Below are 17,121 nucleotides of genomic sequence, written 5' to 3'. Positions count from 1 at the left end.
GGGGTGATGGCCGTAGCGGTGAAGGCATTACCTCTAACCTGCGCACGCTGCGCTCGGTGCCGCTTAAGCTGCTGGGTAACAACGTGCCTGCGCTGCTTGAAATCCGTGGTGAGGTGATTATGCGCCATACGGGGTTTGAAGCGCTTAACGAGCGCGCGCGCGAAGAAGGTAGCAAGGTGTTTGCCAATCCGCGCAATGCCGCTGCCGGCAGCTTACGCCAGCTAGATCCGCGGATTACCGCGAAACGTCCGTTAGAATTTCACGCCTACCAAGTTGCCCGCATCAATATGACAAACTTGGATGACAGTGTGATGCCAACGCATAGCCGTCAGATGGAAAGACTTAAAGATTGGGGCTTTCGGTCGAGTAGTGAACTGAAAGTAGTCAAAGGCCCGCAAGCGGTTGCCGACTACTGCGAGACGCTAGGCGAGCAGCGCGATAGCCTCGGCTTTGATATCGACGGCGTGGTGGTCAAGGTTGATGACCTGCGCCATCAGCGTGAGCTGGGCTTTGTCGCCCGCGCGCCGCGCTGGGCGGTAGCGTTTAAGTTTCCGGCTCAGGAAGAAGTCACCACGCTCAACGATGTGGAGTTCCAGGTGGGACGCACCGGGGCAATTACGCCCGTCGCACGGCTTGAGCCTGTTAGCGTGGCAGGCGTGACGGTATCGAATGCAACGCTACATAACGCTGATGAAATCACCCGCTTAGACGTGATGATCGGGGATACGGTGTCGATTCGCCGCGCTGGCGATGTGATTCCCCAGGTGGTTAGAGTACATACGGAGCTGCGGCCGGCGGATGCTAGAGCCATTACCTTTCCTGAGTACTGCCCGGTGTGCGATTCACAAATTGAGCGGCTTGAAGGTGAGGCCGTGGCGCGCTGCTCGGGCGGCCTATACTGCGCTGCCCAGCGTAAAGAGGCGCTGAAGCACTTTTCCAGCCGCAAAGCGCTGGATATTGATGGCTTAGGTGAAAAGCTGATTGTGCAGCTAGTGGATCTTGACTGGGTCAAAACTCCGGCGGATCTGTTTCACTTAACGGTTGAGAAGTTGCAAAGCCTGCCGCGCATGGGTGAAAAATCCGCGACCAACCTGGTCGGCGCGCTTGAAAACGCTAAGTCGACCACGCTTGCGCGCTTTATTTACTCGCTGGGCATTCGCGAAGTGGGCGAAGCAACGGCGGCTAATCTAGCCAATCATTTTGGTACGCTTGAAACGATTCAGGCGGCAGAGTTGGCGGCGCTGGAAACCGTGGGCGATGTTGGCCCCATTGTCGCCGCTCATGTGCATACTTTTTTCCGGCAACCCCATAACCAGGAAACTATTGCGGCGCTGCGCGACGCTGGCATTACGTGGCAAGAAGCGGTCGTCACCCAGGGCCCCACGCCACTGGAAGGTCAAACCTGGGTACTCACCGGCTCGCTGGAAAGCATGACCCGCGACGAAGGTAAGGCACGCTTGCAGGCCCTGGGGGCCAAAGTGGCCGGCAGCGTTTCGAAAAAAACCACGTGCTTGGTCGCTGGCGAAGCCGCAGGCAGCAAACTGACGAAAGCCGAACAGATGGGCGTTGACGTCATCGATGAGGCTACTTTTATTGAACGCTTGGCAGAGTGGGAACAGCGCTAATGGGTCGATTTATTGAAGTACCCGCACGAATGCTGCCAGAAGAAACCTTGAAAGCGCTGCTGGAGGCCTTCGTTACCCGCCAGGGCTACGATACGACCGACACGACAGGCGAAGGCATGCACGGCTGGGTAGCCGAACTGAAAAAACAGCTGTCGCGCAATGAGCTCATTATTGCGCATGACCTTGAGCTGGAGATGACCGAAGTCATGACCCTCGCTCAATGGCGCTCCTTTGGTCGCGACGTGGCCGACGATGAAGAGGAAGGTGACTACTGAGCGCGGATAATCGCGCTAATAATGCGCCGACCTGGGTGCAGGTGATCAGTCAGCGGGACTTCTAAAGGCATGGGCTCATCGCACAGCCGCGAAGCAATCAGCTCGGCACAGAGCGGCGCGCTGGCCAAGCCCCGCGAGCCGTGCGCGGTGGTTATCCACAGCCCCCTATGATGCTCTCCACGCTTGTCCGGCACACGAGTGGCATCTTTGCTGAGCACGCAATAGTCGGCTCGCCACGTATCCGCTACCGGCACCGGTCCTGCGTAGGGGCTTTTGTCAGGGCTCGCGGCACGCACCGCTGCCCGGCCCTGCAGGTTGTCAGGGCTAAGATTAATGCCAGCCTTTTCTAGTTCTGCAACCAGGGCGGGCAGCGTTTGACGCAGCTCGTCAATGTTGCGCTCATGGTCTGCCGCTGACACATCGGAGGCATCGTTGTTGGGCACAAAGCTTGCGCCAAAGGTTAATACGCCATCCAATGCCGGCGCGACATAGCCACCGGCACATATTACGCGGCTAGGGCCTGCCACCTTCTCGGGTAGATTGATTTCACTGACCTGACCACGCACAGACTGCAGCGGTAGCTCTAGCGTTTGCGCGAAACGGTTGGCTAAGTGTGCGCTAGCAATCACGATCTGATCCGCCTCCATTATGTGACCATCGGCTAAGCGAATCTGCCAGCCCTGGCCAGAAGTACAATCAGCGTCTTTGCGATCAAATGATGTGACGTCGCCCTGCAGTAGTGTGATGTTTGAATGGCTTAGCAAGTGCTCACATAGCACCTTAGGCCGTACCCAGCCCGCCTGCGAATAAAAAAGTCCGTGAGACGCGTCAATAGTCAGCGCCGCCGCGTCGGTTAGCGCAGGATTGTGCATCGCAGAGACGACCTCGCTAGGCAGCGGGTGTTGCTCAATAAAGCGCTGTTGGCGAAGCACCTCTTTGTCGCTACTAGCGAGCTGAATGACGCCACAAGATTGCCATAAAGGAGGCGAAGATAACGGCTGTGTGCAATGCTGCTGCGCCAGCCAGCGCTGGCTATACAGCAGCCCGGCAAGATAAACGCGACTTTGATGGTTGGTCTCTGCGGCAAGCTTCACATACAGCGCGCCCTGACGGTTGCCAGAGCCGCCCGAACCAGGGGCCTCACGCTCAATCACCGTCACATGAACGCCGCGCCGCGCGAGCGCCGCGGCAACGGTGCTGCCCGCAAGCCCCGCGCCGATTATTGCGACGTGCTTCGCCGCTTCAACAAAGGGCGGCGTAAACCAGGGAGTTTTCTCACGCCGCTGATCGCTGGGCGGCGACTCAATACTGCCTGCCAGCATTTCTCGTTTACGACCATAGCCCGGTACTTTTTGCCAGTCAAAGCCTGCCGCTTTTAAGCCACGCTTCACAATGCCCGCGCAGGTGAATGTCGCAAAGGTAGCCCCGGGGCGCGAACGTGCGGCCATGGCGTCAAACAGTGCCGGGTGCCACATGTCAGGGTTTTTGGACGGCGCAAAGCCGTCCAAAAACCAGGCATCTACCTGGCCGTCCAGCTGTTCTAAGCGCTCTGTGGTATCGCCAAAATGCAGGTCGAGGGTTACACGCTCGGTTAGGTGCAGTCGATGAATGCCGTTGACGGCGGCCGGCCACTGGGCACACAGCACCTGCGTATAAGCCGCCAGTGAGGGCCAAACGGCTAGGGCGCGCTCAAGCGCCAGGCGATCAAAAGGATATTTTTCGGTGGATAACAAATGCAGCCGAGCATGAGAAGGCGCGTGTTGTTCAAAGCACGCCCAGGCGCAGAGCATATTTAACCCTGTGCCAAAGCCCGTCTCGCCAATGACAAAAGGGCGCGCCAACGCCCAACTGGCGAAACGTTTAGGAAGATGATTGGCATCGAGAAACACGTGTTCCGTCTCAGCGCGACCATCGCCACGGGTGAAATAGATATCATCAAACGCTGCTGAGCGGGGTGCACCCTCTTCATTCCAGGTCAGTGTGGGCGTGGTTAGTGCCGTGAGGGGGGGCAGAGCGGTTGGACGTTGGGCCACGCAGGCATCCTTCGTAGTGATATCAGTGGTGATGTTGTCGATGATGACGTAGTGATCAATCGATGGTTAAAAAATGATCAAAGTGTTGATGCCAGCGCTATCTCTGGCTTAGCGAAAAGCGTCCGCCGGGTTTGCACAGAGTTTTCCACAGGCACTGTGAAGAACTTTTTGCAAGCCCGGCGAACATCCATAGTGGGCTATTAAAATCAAGGCAGCACTTTTTTGAAGGGCTTCACAACGACCTTGGCATAGACCCCGGCAATCATGTAAGGGTCGGCATCGGCCCAAGCTTTAGCCGCTTCCAGGCCGTCAAATTCTGCCACGACTAAGCTGCCTGAAAACCCTGCGTCACCCGGGTTTTCAGCATCAATGGCAGGGTGAGGGCCCGCCAATACCAAGCGGCCTTCATCGCGCAGCGTTTCTAAGCGGGCTAAATGATCAGGGCGAGCCGTCAGTCGACGCTCTAGGCTATTGGCGACATCTTCACTAAGAATGGCATACAGCATTGAGTATAACTCCTTGATTAGACGAGGTTGCGACGTTAGCGCTAATTGACCATATGATTATAAGCGCGCACCATATCTGATGCACCGTTCTCGCATGCTACTTTGAAATACCGTTTCTGACAGACAGGGAGCGGTCAAGTAACGACTGAACAGCATTTGAGTTTTTCCAACGCTCATTCTGACAAACTGGCCACACGGCGTCATCTTATGCCTCAACTTCCCTATACCTTTGATGCCGATCAGCGCTACCCGGTTGATTTGCACATGCACTCCACCGCTTCTGATGGCGCGCTAACGCCCACTGAGCTGGTAACGCTGTGTGCTGCACGTGGGTTAACGCATATGTCGCTGACCGACCACGACACCATGGACGGCATCGACGAAGCGGCTCGCGCGGCTGAGCAAGCAGGCCTGTGCCTTATCGCTGGCTGTGAGTTATCCACACGCTGGCAGGGCATTAATATTCATGTCGTGGCGCTAATGCCCGGCGGCCTGCAGGGGGCGATGGTCGAAGGCTTGATTCAGCAACGTGATGCGCGCATTCAGCGTGCAGAAGTGATTGCCGAACGTCTGGAAAAAGTAGGTTTAAGCAACGCGCTGGAAAAAGCGCGTGCGCAAGCGGGCAGCGACCGCCCATTGGGACGCCCAGACTTTGCCCGTGCGCTGGTCGCTGATGGCTTAGTGCCCGATTGGTCAAGCGCCTTTAAGCGCTACCTGGGCAGCGGCAAGAAGGGCGATGTCAAAGCTCACTGGCCGGAAATTAGTCAGGTGGCGGCATGGGTGGTGGCATCTGGCGGCGTCGCAGTGATTGCGCATCCACTGCGCTATGGTTTAACGCGGCGCAAGCGTGGCATGTTGATGGACACGTTTCAGGCAGCCGGCGGGCAAGCGGTTGAACTGGTCAGCGGCCAGCAGAACTCGGACAGTACCCGCGATCTAGCCCGCCAGCTTGCTGAGCGTGAGCTTTACGCCTCTCTCGGCAGCGACTTTCACTTCCCCGGCAGCCATGCGGCGCCCGGCAGTATGAGCCTAGTGCCGCGCACCGCTGCCCCTCCCATATGGCAGCACCCGCGGTTACTGCATTTACGTGACGCGCAGCCCGGTCTATTGGCGAACGCCTAGCCCGGTGTTGGTCGACTGGTAGTGATGGGCTTTTAAAGGCGTGCTTGTAAAGACATGCTGGTAAAGACCTACTTGTAAAGACTGGGCCACGTCACCGCAAGGTCAGCTATGCTGTATGAACAGGGTTTAAGATAGGGTTTAAGATAGGGTTTTAAGATAGGGTTTTAAGATAGGATTTTAGGATAGGGTTTAAGGACAGGAGCAGTTCCATGAGCCAGTATTTTCAGATTCACCCAGAAAATCCCCAGAAGCGTCTAATCGACCAGGCGATTGCGATCATTCGCAAGGGCGGCGTTGTGGCGTATCCCACCGACTCAGGCTATGCCCTGGGCTGTCATTTGGGCGAAAAAAAAGCGGTTGAGAAAATCAAATGGCTGCGCTCGCTGGACGACAAGCACAACTTTACGCTGGTGTGCTCTGATTTGTCTGAGATCGGCACTTACGCCAAAGTCGGCAACGACGTTTTTCGGCTACTGAAAGCCCACACACCAGGGCCTTACACGTATATTTTGGATGCCACTTCTGAGGTGCCTCGCCTGTTGCTGCATCCTAAGCGGCGCTCTATTGGCGTGCGCGTGCCGGATCACCGCATCACCCATGCGCTATTAGCCGCGCTGGGTGAGCCGTTGATGAGCGTGACGCTAATTCCGGTGGGGGAGACGTTGCCCATGAACGATCCGGAAGAGATTCGCGAGCGTTTTGGCGCCCATTTGGACGCCATTATTGACGGCGGCGCCTGCCACTTAGACCCAACAAGCGTTATTGATCTGCGCGAGCTGCCGCCCAAAATCATTCGTGAAGGGCGGGGCGATATTGCTCCTTTCGTAGGCTAAAAGCTCTCTTCAAGGCAAACCTTCATCCCGTAGCATCATCGAGATGAAGGTTTGTTTTTTCGTTATTTGATTGCTCAATGAAAATAAAATATGATCCTAATGGTTCTTTTCGATAATAAATCGTGATCCTTAAAGCGCGGAGTCGCCTCGTCTTTTTGAGATCGCCTAGCCCAGGAGATCATTCTATGAAGATGCTTTTCACTTCTCGCCTCTGCACCTTTGCTGCCTTAGCCAGCCTTTCCGCTCTACCGCTGACCAGCCACGCGAATAGCGATGACGGAGATATGTGTGCCCAGGAAGCTTATGCGATGGGCCTACGCTATCAACAGCAGTCTGCTGAAGCCGCAGCCCTTCAGCGTCAGGGTTTTGCCCTCGCCACCTATCGACTCAAAGATCAAATTGAAGCTCATGGTGGCAGCGATGGCTTGGCCATCATGACCGACCTGGATGAAACGGTGCTGGACAATAGCGCGCTGCTGGTTCGCGACATGCAGGCGTGCCACGACTACACCGCCTGGGATACGTGGAAGCACTGGGAGCGTGAAGGTGAGCCGCGTTTAATGCCAGGCGCCAAAGCGTTCCTGGATTACGCTGATGAGCAGGGCGTGGCTATTTTTTACGTTTCTGATCGCTATCAGGAGAATGAGGCCGACACGATCGCCACGCTAGACGCGTTAGCACTGCCCCAAGTATCTGAGCAGAGCGTGATGCTGCTGGGGCCTGCTAAAGAAGAACGGCGCGCGGAGGTGGTTGAGAGTCACACGCTGGTCATGCAGTTAGGCGATTCGCTACACGATTTTGCGGGTGATTTTGCGGGTGCCGATCTTGCCCAGCAGCACGAGCTTGTAGACGATAATGCAGAGCGCTTTGGCAAGGATTGGATTGTCTTTCCCAATGCGACCTACGGTGCTTGGAGTGAGGCCGAGCTAGATGCCTGGGACGCGCCGCTCGAAGTGGAGTGATTCTTAATACCCCAGCCTCTTGATCTCTTGTTATCTCAGTAAAAGAGAACTGCGCGTCCCAGGGTTCGTTGTCCTGGGGCGCGTTTTAGTCCTCGTCTTGTTTTTGTTCGTCTTTCTTGCGCGGGTCTTCGCTGTCCTCATCTAGCCAAGTGCCACAGCGCATGCAGTAACGTGCGCGTTTATCATGCTGCTCATGCCCGCAGCCGGGGCAGGTTTCTTCCGAGTGGCGATCTTCACGTATCGAGCGAATCACCTGAGCCGAGAAAATACCGGTGGGCACGGCGATAATCGAGTAGCCGAGTAACATCAGCACCATAGTGATCGCCTTGCCTAACGGTGTCGCAGGCACGATATCGCCATAGCCCACCGTCGTCATGCTAACGATAGCCCAGTACATCGACATGGGAATGCTGGTAAAGCCTGCCTCCGGTGATTCGATGGTGTACATCAAGGCCGCAAATAGCGTCACCACCATCAAAATAGAGAAGAAGAACAGCAGGATTTGGTGCAGGCTGCGCTTCAGAGCATCGATCAGTAGATTGGCTTCACCGACAAACGCCATCAAGCGCAAAATACGGAAAATCCGCAGTACCCGCAGCAGGCGCACAATCACCAGCGCGTGGGCGCCGGGCACCAAAAGAACGAGCCACGTGGGTAAAATCGCAATTAAATCGACGATCCCATAAAAGCTTTTGAGGTAGAGAAGTGGACGTTCCAGGCAATAGATACGAACCAGCAGCTCAATGCTGAACAGCAGCGTCAGCACCCATTCTGTGTAAAAAAAGATATGCCCGTAGCGCTCAGCATAAATTTCAATGCTGCCCAGCAGTATCACCGCGACGCTTACCAAAATGGCCATAATCAAGGCGATATCAAATGCTTTCGCCCCCGGCGTATCGGACTCGAATATGATATGAAACAGGCGGCTGCGCAGGCCTTCCGTGCCTGGGGTTAGGTGGAAATTCATCGCATCATCCTGAAGTGGGCACTCATTCAGCGCTAGCGTAGCGCGGTTTGGTACGCCAAGCGATAGGCGAGTGCTAACGCAGCGCTGCCGTAAGCGGCCTGCGGCTGGCCTTGAGCGTCCAAGGCGTGAGCCAGTACCTGGGCGTAAGTGCGCGTAGTGGCATCTAGCTCAGGATGTTCCGCCAGCGTTTTGATCGCCTGGTGAGCTTCGGCTAAAAAGCTCGCTTGCTGGCTATCATGGTAGGCATCTAGCGTCAGCGTGGTGCGGTGCAGCCATTCAGTCGGGGTTTGCGCGTCGGGTAATGGCCAGTGCTGGGCACTCAGCATATTGCCGCGCGCTGCTTTGCTGCTGTCTGATGGGCGCAGAGGGACCTGCGCGGCAAGCGCCAGTGCCAATGTCCAAAGCGCCTCTGGCTCGCCCTTTTTTAACTCAAGCTCTATTTCACAGATAGACGTGCGGTAGCGACCACTAATAATCTCGCCTTCATCCAAGACTAGCTCAATATGGTTGCTAGCCTCTGTTGTAGCGTTGCTCGAAAGGCCGCTGATTAACTGCCAACTGCGCCGCGTGAAGTCAGTGCGTAACGTCGGGACGAGTGAAGGGAGCGCCTGCGCAAGCTCGCCTTGAAAAGGGGGCAGCTTGGCAAGCACCATGAGGTCTAGCTGCGGGCCAGTAACTTGCCACTCCCACTCTTGGCGCTGAGAAAACCCGCCGCTACCTTGGCCGGCTGTTTTGACGGTATGCAGCACCTTACCATCGACTTCGCGCAGGCGAACGGCAATACGCGCGTTGGCTAAATCGCCTAACGGGGTATCGAAATAGGTGTTGGTCAATGCGTGTTGAGAGACGGGAACTGAGGCGAGAAGCGGGTGTTGGTTTAGCGCAGCCGGGCCCGTGGGGGGGAGCGCCAGCTTAATCTCTACTTCTAGAGGAGTGGGGGTTTTCATGGCAATCGCCACCTCGCTATCGTGACATATAGATGAATATTTGATTACATTTATGAACTTTTCATGACGGCGGCGAGCGCACTCTTTATACTGGCGCCGCCATTTCCAGGCTTTCCGAAAACAGGCTAAAAGGCATTATGGTTACCTCCAATCCTTTTTCTTCTATGTTTGGCCGCTCGCCATTCCAGCCGTTATTGGCCCATATCGTCAAGGCAAATGAATGTGCCGACCAACTGTTGCCGTTTTTCGAGGCAACCCTGGCAGACGACTGGATCAAAGCGGCTGAGCTGCGCGAAAACGTCACCCGCTTAGAGCATGACGCTGATACGCTGAAAACTGAGTTGCGATTGAACCTGCCCAACACCATGTTTTTACCGGTGTCGCGGTCTGATCTGCTCGATCTCATTAGCGTACAGGACAAAATCGCCAACAAGGTGCGCGACATTACCGGCATTATGATGGGCCGTAAAATGCGCGTGCCAGATGAGCTGGCTGAATCGATGCGCGATTATATCCGCACGAGCGTTTCGTGTGTTGCGCAAGCCCGTCAGGCATTGGAAGAGCTCAAAGATCTGCTTGAGTCAGGCTTTGGGCGTAACGTCGCTGATGTCATGCATCGAATGATCCGTGAACTGCATATCCTCGAACACCAGGCCGATGACCAGCAGGTGACTATTCGTCGCCAGCTGTTCGCGCTTGAAAGTCAGCTGCCACCCGTCGATGTGATTTTTCTTTATAAAATCATTGAATGGGTGGGTGAACTATCTGACCGCGCTGAACGCGTGGGTAGCCGCTTACAGATTCTGACAGCCCGATAAGGGGACTTGTATGCTGATTATTGCCCAGCACGGTGAAATCTTCATTATCCTGGCCTGTTTGTTCGGCTTCTTTATGGCCTGGGGCGTTGGCGCAAATGATGTAGCCAATGCCATGGGAACCTCGGTGGGGTCGAAAGCGATCACCATCAAGCAAGCCATTCTTATTGCCGTTATCTTTGAGTTTCTAGGCGCATGGCTCGCCGGCGGTGAAGTCACCGCTACCATTCGCGGAGGGATACTCGACCCCGTCTTATTAGAAACCAATCCTGAGCTATTAGTTTACGGCATGTTGTCGGCGCTATTAGCCGCGGGTATTTGGCTATTGATTGCGTCAGCACGCGGCTGGCCGGTGTCTACCACGCACTCTATCGTGGGCGCTATCGTTGGTTTTGGCGCGGTAGGTCTGGGAGTTGATGCGGTGGCATGGGGCAAAGTAGGGCAAATTGCCTCTAGCTGGCTTATTTCGCCGCTGCTCGCGGGTACCATCGCCTATGTCCTCTTTAAGTCTGTGCAGCATCTGATTTTTGAAAGCAGCGACCCATTTACTGCGGCAAAGCGCTACGTACCTGGGTATGTTTTCCTGGTGGGCTTTATTGTCTCGATGGTCACGCTAACCAAAGGCTTATCGCACGTAGGTTTGAATCTCAGCTTTGGCCAAAGCCTGCTGCTTTCGATTGTGCTCGGCATCGCCATTATGGGGCTGGGTATCGTTATGCAGCGGCGCATTAAGTTCGAGCAAAATGCCAACGACCACTTCGGCTACGCTAACGTTGAGCGCGTGTTTGGCGTTCTGATGATCTTCACCGCTTGTGCAATGGCGTTTGCACATGGCTCGAATGACGTAGCCAACGCGGTGGGCCCATTAGCCGCGGTCATTAGCGTTGTACGTAGCGACGGCGTGATCGACAGCGCTGCACTAGTGCCTTGGTGGGTGCTCATGCTGGGCGGCGCAGGGATCGTGGTAGGCCTTGTGACTTACGGTCACAGAGTGATCGCGACAGTGGGTACCGGCATTACCGAGCTCACCCCAAGCCGCGGTTTTGCCGCCACTTTGGCTGCCGCAAGCACCGTCGTGTTGGCCTCGGGTACCGGCTTGCCTATTTCGACGACGCATACTCTGGTTGGCGCTGTGCTGGGGGTTGGTTTAGCGCGCGGCATGGCCGCTCTTAACCTGCGCGTGATTGGCACCATTGCTATTTCGTGGCTGATTACGCTGCCCGCGGGCGCAGGTCTGGCTATTTTGTTCTTCTTTATGTTTAAAGGCATGTTTGGCTAGGCCGGCTCTGCTAGCTTGGTGCTACTAACTTGGTCTTATTAACTTGGTTCAGCTAAATCGGCTCGGTTAAATCAGCCAAGCAGGCATTAAAATAACGGCGGCACTCTTCATCGCGATCTGCATGGGAATCAGCAGATATGCAATTGAAGGTGCCGCTGTTTTTTATGCTCTGTTAAAGTAGCCCAGTTGAACGTGATAACAGCCTGTTTCTTTCACCTGCTGCCGGAGAGCGGCCCTTGGATACGCGCTTCCCCTTTGTTGATTGGTTTCGTAACGCTTCCCCCTACATTAATGCGCACCGGGGGCGAACCTTTGTCATCTTAATTGAAGGCGAAGCGATGGCCTCTGGCCGCGGGGAGCAGTTGATTCAAGATTTAGCGCTGCTGCATACGCTGGGCGTGCGTTTGGTCGTGGTGTTTGGCACTCGCCCTCAGGTACAGGAAGCCTTAACGACGGCGGGCGTTGAGCCCACGCGTATTGATGGCCGCTGGGTCGCCGACCGCGCCGTCATGATGCACGTGGAGCAAGTCGCCGCGCACCAGCGGCTGTGGTTAGAAGCGCGGCTTTCCCTTGGGTTGCCCAGCACGCCGCTGCACGGCGTAGAGCTTAGCGTGATCTCTGGCAATCTCGTGACCGCCAAGCCGCTCGGCGTAAGAGAGGGCGTGGACTTTGACCACGGCGGGGAAGTGCGTCGCGTGCGGGCCAGCGCCATTGAAGGTCTGCTGGAGAAGGGCTCGTTAGTGCTGCTGCCACCGCTGGGCTTTTCAAGTACGGGCGAGGTGTTTGACCTGGATGCCGCCGAAGTCGCTCAGCACGCTGCCGTGGCGCTAAAAGCCGACAAGCTGATTCTGCTCGGTGAATCCGAAGGGTTAGATGATGAATTTGGGGCACTGCTGCGCCAGCTTTCTCCGGCAGAAGCGGAGCCGCGTTTAAGCGCTGCATTGCCAGGCAGTGAATTAGCCCGCCATTTACAGGCCGCCTGCACTGCCGCACGGCAGGGCGTGGCGCGCACGCATCTACTTTCCTGGCGCAACCATGACGCTTTGCTGGGCGAGCTTTTCACCCGCGACGGCGTGGGCACCATGATTACTCAGCATCGCTACGAACAGCTGCGCCCGGCCACGCTCAACGATGTGACAGGCTTGCTGGAGCTGCTTGAGCCATTAGAGCGCCGCGGTATGCTGGTTGCGCGCTCAAGAGAACGCCTGGAGCACGACATTGATGACTACATGGTCATTGAGCGCGACGGCATGGTGATTGGCTGCGCCGCGCTACATGTGTTCCCCGATACGCGCATTGCCGAATTGGCCTGTGTTGCGATACACGACAGCTATCGCGGCGGCGAGCGCGGCGAAAGCTTGGTGGAAGCCTTAGAACGTCGTGCCCGCCAGCGGGGGCTTAGCGAGATATTCGTGCTCACGACGCATACCGCGCACTGGTTTGTTGAACGTGGGTTTCACGCCGCCAGCCTGGATGATTTGCCACCGCTGAAGCGTGAGGCCTACAACCACGCGCGCAAATCAAAAGTGTTGGTAAAAGCACTGGCTTGATAACGGCAGTGCTACTTATAACGCCGCTTAACCTCGACATTGAGTCTGCCTTCCCCGAGTTTCACGGTGAGCTTCTGGCCCGGCTGGGTATCAGCTGCGCGCTGAATCACCTGGCCCTGTTCATCCTGGGCAATCGCATAGCCCCGCCCCAATACGGCCAGCGGGCTGATTGCGTTTAGCTCCCGCGCAGCGCTGGTTAGTCTTGCCTGTCGACTCTCAAGCTGGCGCTGCATCGACGTAACCAAGCGGCGCTGTAGCTGGCTGACGCGTTCTTTTTCTGCACGGTGCAGGCGCGTCATATCCTGGCTGGTTAGCCGCCTGTTCAGCTGTGTTACTTGTGTTTTTTTCTGGTCGAGCGTTTGCTGCATGGCGCGATTCAAACGCTGATGAAGGCCAGTTAGATGCTGGCGCTGGCGGTTGAGTTGCTCGCCGGGGTGGCGCAACTTGGCGCGCAGCGTATCCAGCCGTTGGCTATCGCGTTCAAGCCGCGCCTGCATGGCACGCTGCAGGCGACTGTGTTGGTGTTCAAGCTGGCGCTTCAAGGTGTTTTGATCGGGCACCAAGCGTTCGGCTGCGGCAGAGGGGGTGGGCGCGCGCATATCCGCGGCAAAATCCGCCAGGGTGACATCGACCTCGTGCCCCACCGCCGACATGACCGGCAGCCGAGAATGGAAAATCGCCCGCGCCAAATGCTCGCTATTAAACGCCCATAAATCTTCCAGGCTACCGCCGCCGCGGGTGATCAAGATCACATCTCGCTCGGGGTCTAATCGCGATTGGCGATTGAGTAGTGCCAGCGCCGATATCATCGCTGGCGCGGCCTCTGCTCCCTGTACCGGCACGGGAATCAGCGTGACATCTGCCAATGGCCAGCGGGCTTCAAGTACCGCCAGCACATCACGAATGGCCGCCCCGGTGGCAGAGCTTAAAATCAAAATCTTACGCGGCGGGAAGGGCAGCGGCCGGGTGTTGGCGAACACGCCTTCGCCTTCCAACTGCGCCTTCAAGCGCTCGAACGCCGCCAGCAGCTCCCCAAGGCCCGCCGCCTGCACCGCGTCGGCAATCAGCTGATAATCGCCGCGGGGTTCAAACAGCGACACCCGCCCACGCAGCTTGACCTGATCACCATCGCGCATCGAGGCCGACACAAACCGCGCCCGCTGACGAAACAGCGCACAGCGAATCTGCGCCCGGTCATCTTTCAGCGTGAAATAGACATGGCCCGACGCCGGGCGGGAAACGTTAGAAAGCTCGCCCTCTACCCATACTTCGCCCATATCGCGCTCAAGCGTTTGCTTGGCACGCTGGTTGAGTTGGCTAACGGAAAGCGCCTGGGGAGTCTCTGGCATAATTTAATCTCAAAAAGCCGAATCGCAAATAAATAACAGCGCGTTAAGCCTATCATTAAGCCCGCCATAAAAAACGGATTAGCCATTGGTCGCAGTTTGCTAGCGTCTCCGCATTGCTGGGGCGGCCCTCAAAACGCTATAATAGGGGATTAACCTTTCACGCCCCACTTCTCCTCTTCCATCAGGGTGTTGCCGCTATGCTACGTATGGCCCAAGAAGCGCTTACGTTCGATGACGTACTCCTCATTCCTGGCTTCTCCGACGTTCTACCCAAGGATGTCAGCCTCAAAACTCGCCTGACCCGTAATCTCTCGCTCAATATTCCACTTGTTTCTGCCGCGATGGACACCGTTACCGAAGCCCGTTTGGCGATTGCCATGGCTCAGGAAGGCGGTATTGGCATTATTCATAAGAGCATGGCGGTGGCTCAGCAAGCAGCCGAAGTGCGCAAGGTCAAAAAGCACGAAAGCGTGATTGTGAAGGATCCGGTTACCGTTAGCCCCAAAGCGAAGCTGGAAGACCTCCTCGCCATGGCCCGTGAATACGGCTTTTCCGGATTCCCCGTGGTGGAAGGTGAAACGCTCGTCGGTATTGTGACCGAGCGCGACATGCGCTTTCAGCCCAACGTGGGTGACAGCGTGGCCGATATCATGACCCCGCGTGAGCGGCTAATCACGGTAGCCGAAGGCACCGAGCTTGAAGTCAGTAAGTCCAAAATGCGCGAACACCGCATCGAAAAAATGCTGATTGTCGATGATGAATTCCATCTGCGTGGTTTGGTGACCTTCCAGGACATCGAAAAAGCCCGCACCTACCCGATGGCCGCTAAAGACAGTGATGGACGCCTGTTGGTGGGCGCCGCAGTGGGCACCGGCCCTGAAACGCCGGATCGTATCGCTGCGTTGGTTGAAGCGGGTGTTGACGTGCTGGTTGTCGATACGGCCCACGGCCACTCTAAAGGTGTTATTGATCGTGTGCGCTGGGTGAAAGAGCATTACCCAGGCTTGCAGGTGATTGGTGGCAACATCGCCACCGCTGCCGCAGCAGTCGCACTGGCAGAAGCCGGCGCAGATGCCGTTAAGGTCGGCATCGGCCCGGGTTCTATTTGCACCACGCGCGTTGTGACCGGCGTTGGCGTGCTGCAAATCACCGCCGTCGCCAACGTAGCCGAAGCGCTTGAGCCGTTTAATATCCCGCTTATTGCCGATGGCGGCGTACGCTACTCCGGCGATATCGCTAAGGCGATCGTCGCGGGCGCTAGCACTGTGATGCTGGGCAGCATGTTTGCGGGTACGGAAGAGGCGCCCGGTGAAGTTGAACTGTTCCAAGGGCGTACGTATAAAGCCTACCGTGGCATGGGTTCCATGGGCGCGATGTCCCAAACGCAAGGCTCTTCGGACCGCTACTTCCAGAGCAAAGATGAAGGTGTTGAGAAGCTGGTGCCGGAAGGTATTGAAGGTCGCGTACCTTACAAGGGTCAGATGACCGCCATCGTGCACCAAATGCTAGGTGGCCTACGCGCCTCCATGGGCTACACCGGCTGTCACGACATCGAAGAAATGCGTACCAAGCCAGAGTTCGTCAAAATTACCGGCGCTGGTATGGCCGAATCTCACGTTCACGACGTGCAGATCACCAAAGAAGCGCCCAATTACCGGGTGAGCTAACCAGCACGTTTAGATAGATGGCGCGGCGGGCTTTGCCCCGCCGCTTGCTTTTTGGCCTTACCAGCGGCACCCACACCGCTTAACCGAGACCCCGCCATGAGTGACATTCACGCCCATAAGATTCTGATTCTCGACTTCGGTTCACAGTACACCCAACTGATCGCCCGCCGTGTACGCGAAATTGGAGTGTTCTCTGAAGTCCGCGCCTTCGATATCAGCGAAGAAGAGATCCGCGAGTACAACCCTAACGGCATCATCCTCGCCGGTGGGCCGGAATCCGTGACGGAGTTGGACTCCCCGCGGGCGCCGCAGTGCGTGTTTGAAATGGGCCTGCCGGTGTTTGGTATCTGCTACGGCATGCAGACCATGGCCGAGCAGCTGGGCGGTAAAGTGGAAGGCTCCAACCAAAGCGAGTTCGGTTACGCGCAGATCCAGATCGACGTCGATAATGCGCTGTTTAACGGCATTAAAGACCACGTAGACACCGCTTCCGGCAAGGCCCTGCTGGACGTATGGATGAGCCACGGCGACAAGGTGGCCCAAGCGCCGGATACTTTCACCGTGACCGCTTCCACCCCCAGCTGCCCAATTGCTGCCATGGCCTGGGAAGAGAAACAGTTCTATGGCGTACAGTTCCACCCGGAAGTGACCCACACCCTGCAAGGTCAGCGTATTCTCGAGCATTTCGTGCTGGATATCTGTAAAGCCGAAAAACGCTGGACGCCTGCACAAATCATCGAAGACCAGGTACAGCGCGTGCGCGAGCAAGTCGGCGATCGCCATGTACTGCTGGGTCTCTCCGGTGGGGTGGATTCCTCTGTTGTGGCGGCGCTGCTGCACAAAGCCATTGGTACCCAGCTAACCTGCGTCTTCGTCGATAACGGCCTGCTGCGTAAAGCAGAAGGCGACCAGGTCATGGAAACCTTCGCCAAGCACATGGGCGTGAAGGTGATCCGCGTAGACGCCGAAGACCTGTTCCTCGGCAAGCTGGCGGGCGAGAAAGACCCAGAAGCCAAGCGCAAGATCATCGGCAACACCTTTATCGACGTGTTCGATGAAGAAGCCAGCAAAATTGACGGCGTCGATTTCCTGGCCCAGGGCACCATCTACCCGGACGTGATCGAATCCGCCGCCTCTAAAACCGGCAAATCCCACGTGATCAAATCCCACCACAACGTCGGTGGCCTGCCG

15 protein-coding genes are annotated in these 17,121 nt (G+C 56.6%); 10 read left to right on the top strand and 5 right to left on the bottom strand.

Annotation, left to right across the window (positions count from 1 at the left end; translation table 11 throughout):
• Both ligA and ACTH5D_RS13650 read left to right on the top strand, forming a co-directional pair.
• Positions 1 to 1,625 (top strand): NAD-dependent DNA ligase LigA (gene ligA, locus ACTH5D_RS13655; protein ID WP_441672159.1); only part of this gene is annotated, 1,625 nt, incomplete at its 5' end.
• A complete protein-coding gene (locus ACTH5D_RS13650) occupies positions 1,625 to 1,900 on the top strand; it encodes a YheU family protein (RefSeq protein WP_301733523.1) in 276 nt (91 codons plus the stop codon). The genes ligA and ACTH5D_RS13650, both read left to right, overlap by 1 nt.
• On the opposite strand, the gene mnmC is transcribed toward ACTH5D_RS13650, so the two are convergent.
• Both mnmC and ACTH5D_RS13640 read right to left on the bottom strand, forming a co-directional pair.
• On the bottom strand, positions 1,894 to 3,933 hold the full coding sequence (gene mnmC / locus ACTH5D_RS13645) for a bifunctional tRNA (5-methylaminomethyl-2-thiouridine)(34)-methyltransferase MnmD/FAD-dependent 5-carboxymethylaminomethyl-2-thiouridine(34) oxidoreductase MnmC (RefSeq protein ID WP_441672157.1): 2,040 nt from the start codon (positions 3,931 to 3,933) through the stop codon (positions 1,894 to 1,896). The genes ACTH5D_RS13650 and mnmC overlap by 7 nt on opposite strands.
• A 206-nt stretch (positions 3,934 to 4,139) precedes the next feature.
• The gene (locus tag ACTH5D_RS13640; protein ID WP_441672155.1) at positions 4,140 to 4,439 is read right to left on the bottom strand and encodes a YciI family protein; all 300 of its coding nucleotides are present in this window, start codon (positions 4,437 to 4,439) and stop codon (positions 4,140 to 4,142) included.
• A 207-nt stretch (positions 4,440 to 4,646) separates the two neighbouring features.
• Between ACTH5D_RS13640 and ACTH5D_RS13635 the strand changes: the two genes are divergently transcribed.
• The 3 genes from ACTH5D_RS13635 (at position 4,647) to ACTH5D_RS13625 (ending at position 7,356) form a co-directional block, all read left to right on the top strand.
• Positions 4,647 to 5,561, top strand: a complete 915-nt coding sequence (locus ACTH5D_RS13635) for a PHP domain-containing protein (RefSeq protein WP_441672153.1) — start codon at positions 4,647 to 4,649, stop codon at positions 5,559 to 5,561.
• Between the two features lie 209 nt (positions 5,562 to 5,770).
• The gene (locus tag ACTH5D_RS13630; RefSeq protein WP_441672151.1) at positions 5,771 to 6,394 is read left to right on the top strand and encodes an L-threonylcarbamoyladenylate synthase; all 624 of its coding nucleotides are present in this window, start codon (positions 5,771 to 5,773) and stop codon (positions 6,392 to 6,394) included.
• A 185-nt stretch (positions 6,395 to 6,579) separates the two neighbouring features.
• Complete coding sequence (locus ACTH5D_RS13625) at positions 6,580 to 7,356, top strand: 5'-nucleotidase, lipoprotein e(P4) family (protein WP_441672149.1); 777 nt, start codon at positions 6,580 to 6,582, stop codon at positions 7,354 to 7,356.
• 85 nt (positions 7,357 to 7,441) lie between these two features.
• On the opposite strand, the gene ACTH5D_RS13620 is transcribed toward ACTH5D_RS13625, so the two are convergent.
• Both ACTH5D_RS13620 and ACTH5D_RS13615 read right to left on the bottom strand, forming a co-directional pair.
• Complete coding sequence (locus tag ACTH5D_RS13620; protein WP_441672147.1) at positions 7,442 to 8,323, bottom strand: ion transporter; 882 nt, start codon at positions 8,321 to 8,323, stop codon at positions 7,442 to 7,444.
• Between the two features lie 32 nt (positions 8,324 to 8,355).
• Entirely contained in the window at positions 8,356 to 9,270 is a 915-nt protein-coding gene (locus tag ACTH5D_RS13615; protein ID WP_441672145.1) for a CYTH domain-containing protein, read from the bottom strand.
• 137 nt (positions 9,271 to 9,407) lie between these two features.
• Between ACTH5D_RS13615 and ACTH5D_RS13610 the strand changes: the two genes are divergently transcribed.
• The 3 genes from ACTH5D_RS13610 to argA all read left to right on the top strand — a co-directional run bounded on the left by ACTH5D_RS13610 (position 9,408) and on the right by argA (position 12,914).
• Complete coding sequence (locus tag ACTH5D_RS13610; protein WP_441672143.1) at positions 9,408 to 10,088, top strand: TIGR00153 family protein; 681 nt, start codon at positions 9,408 to 9,410, stop codon at positions 10,086 to 10,088.
• 10 nt (positions 10,089 to 10,098) lie between these two features.
• On the top strand, positions 10,099 to 11,364 hold the full coding sequence (locus ACTH5D_RS13605) for an inorganic phosphate transporter (protein ID WP_441672141.1): 1,266 nt from the start codon (positions 10,099 to 10,101) through the stop codon (positions 11,362 to 11,364).
• Between the two features lie 236 nt (positions 11,365 to 11,600).
• A complete protein-coding gene (argA, locus tag ACTH5D_RS13600; protein WP_441672139.1) occupies positions 11,601 to 12,914 on the top strand; it encodes an amino-acid N-acetyltransferase in 1,314 nt (437 codons plus the stop codon).
• 11 nt (positions 12,915 to 12,925) lie between these two features.
• Here argA and xseA read toward each other — a convergent pair whose 3' ends face one another.
• Positions 12,926 to 14,263 carry an exodeoxyribonuclease VII large subunit gene (gene xseA / locus ACTH5D_RS13595; protein WP_441672137.1) on the bottom strand — a complete coding sequence of 446 codons (1,338 nt, stop codon included), beginning with the start codon at positions 14,261 to 14,263 and terminating at the stop codon, positions 12,926 to 12,928.
• 197 nt (positions 14,264 to 14,460) lie between these two features.
• Between xseA and guaB the strand changes: the two genes are divergently transcribed.
• Positions 14,461 to 15,930 carry an IMP dehydrogenase gene (guaB, locus tag ACTH5D_RS13590; protein ID WP_441672135.1) on the top strand — a complete coding sequence of 490 codons (1,470 nt, stop codon included), beginning with the start codon at positions 14,461 to 14,463 and terminating at the stop codon, positions 15,928 to 15,930.
• A 96-nt stretch (positions 15,931 to 16,026) separates the two neighbouring features.
• On the top strand, positions 16,027 to 17,121 hold a 1,095-nt coding region (guaA, locus tag ACTH5D_RS13585; RefSeq protein WP_441672133.1), incomplete at its 3' end, for a glutamine-hydrolyzing GMP synthase.

The organism is Halomonas sp., from assembly GCF_052095695.1.
GTDB lineage: Bacteria > Pseudomonadota > Gammaproteobacteria > Pseudomonadales > Halomonadaceae > Vreelandella.
Note: the sequence above shows the minus strand (reverse complement) of the source record. Positions and strands in the feature narration are given on the sequence as shown.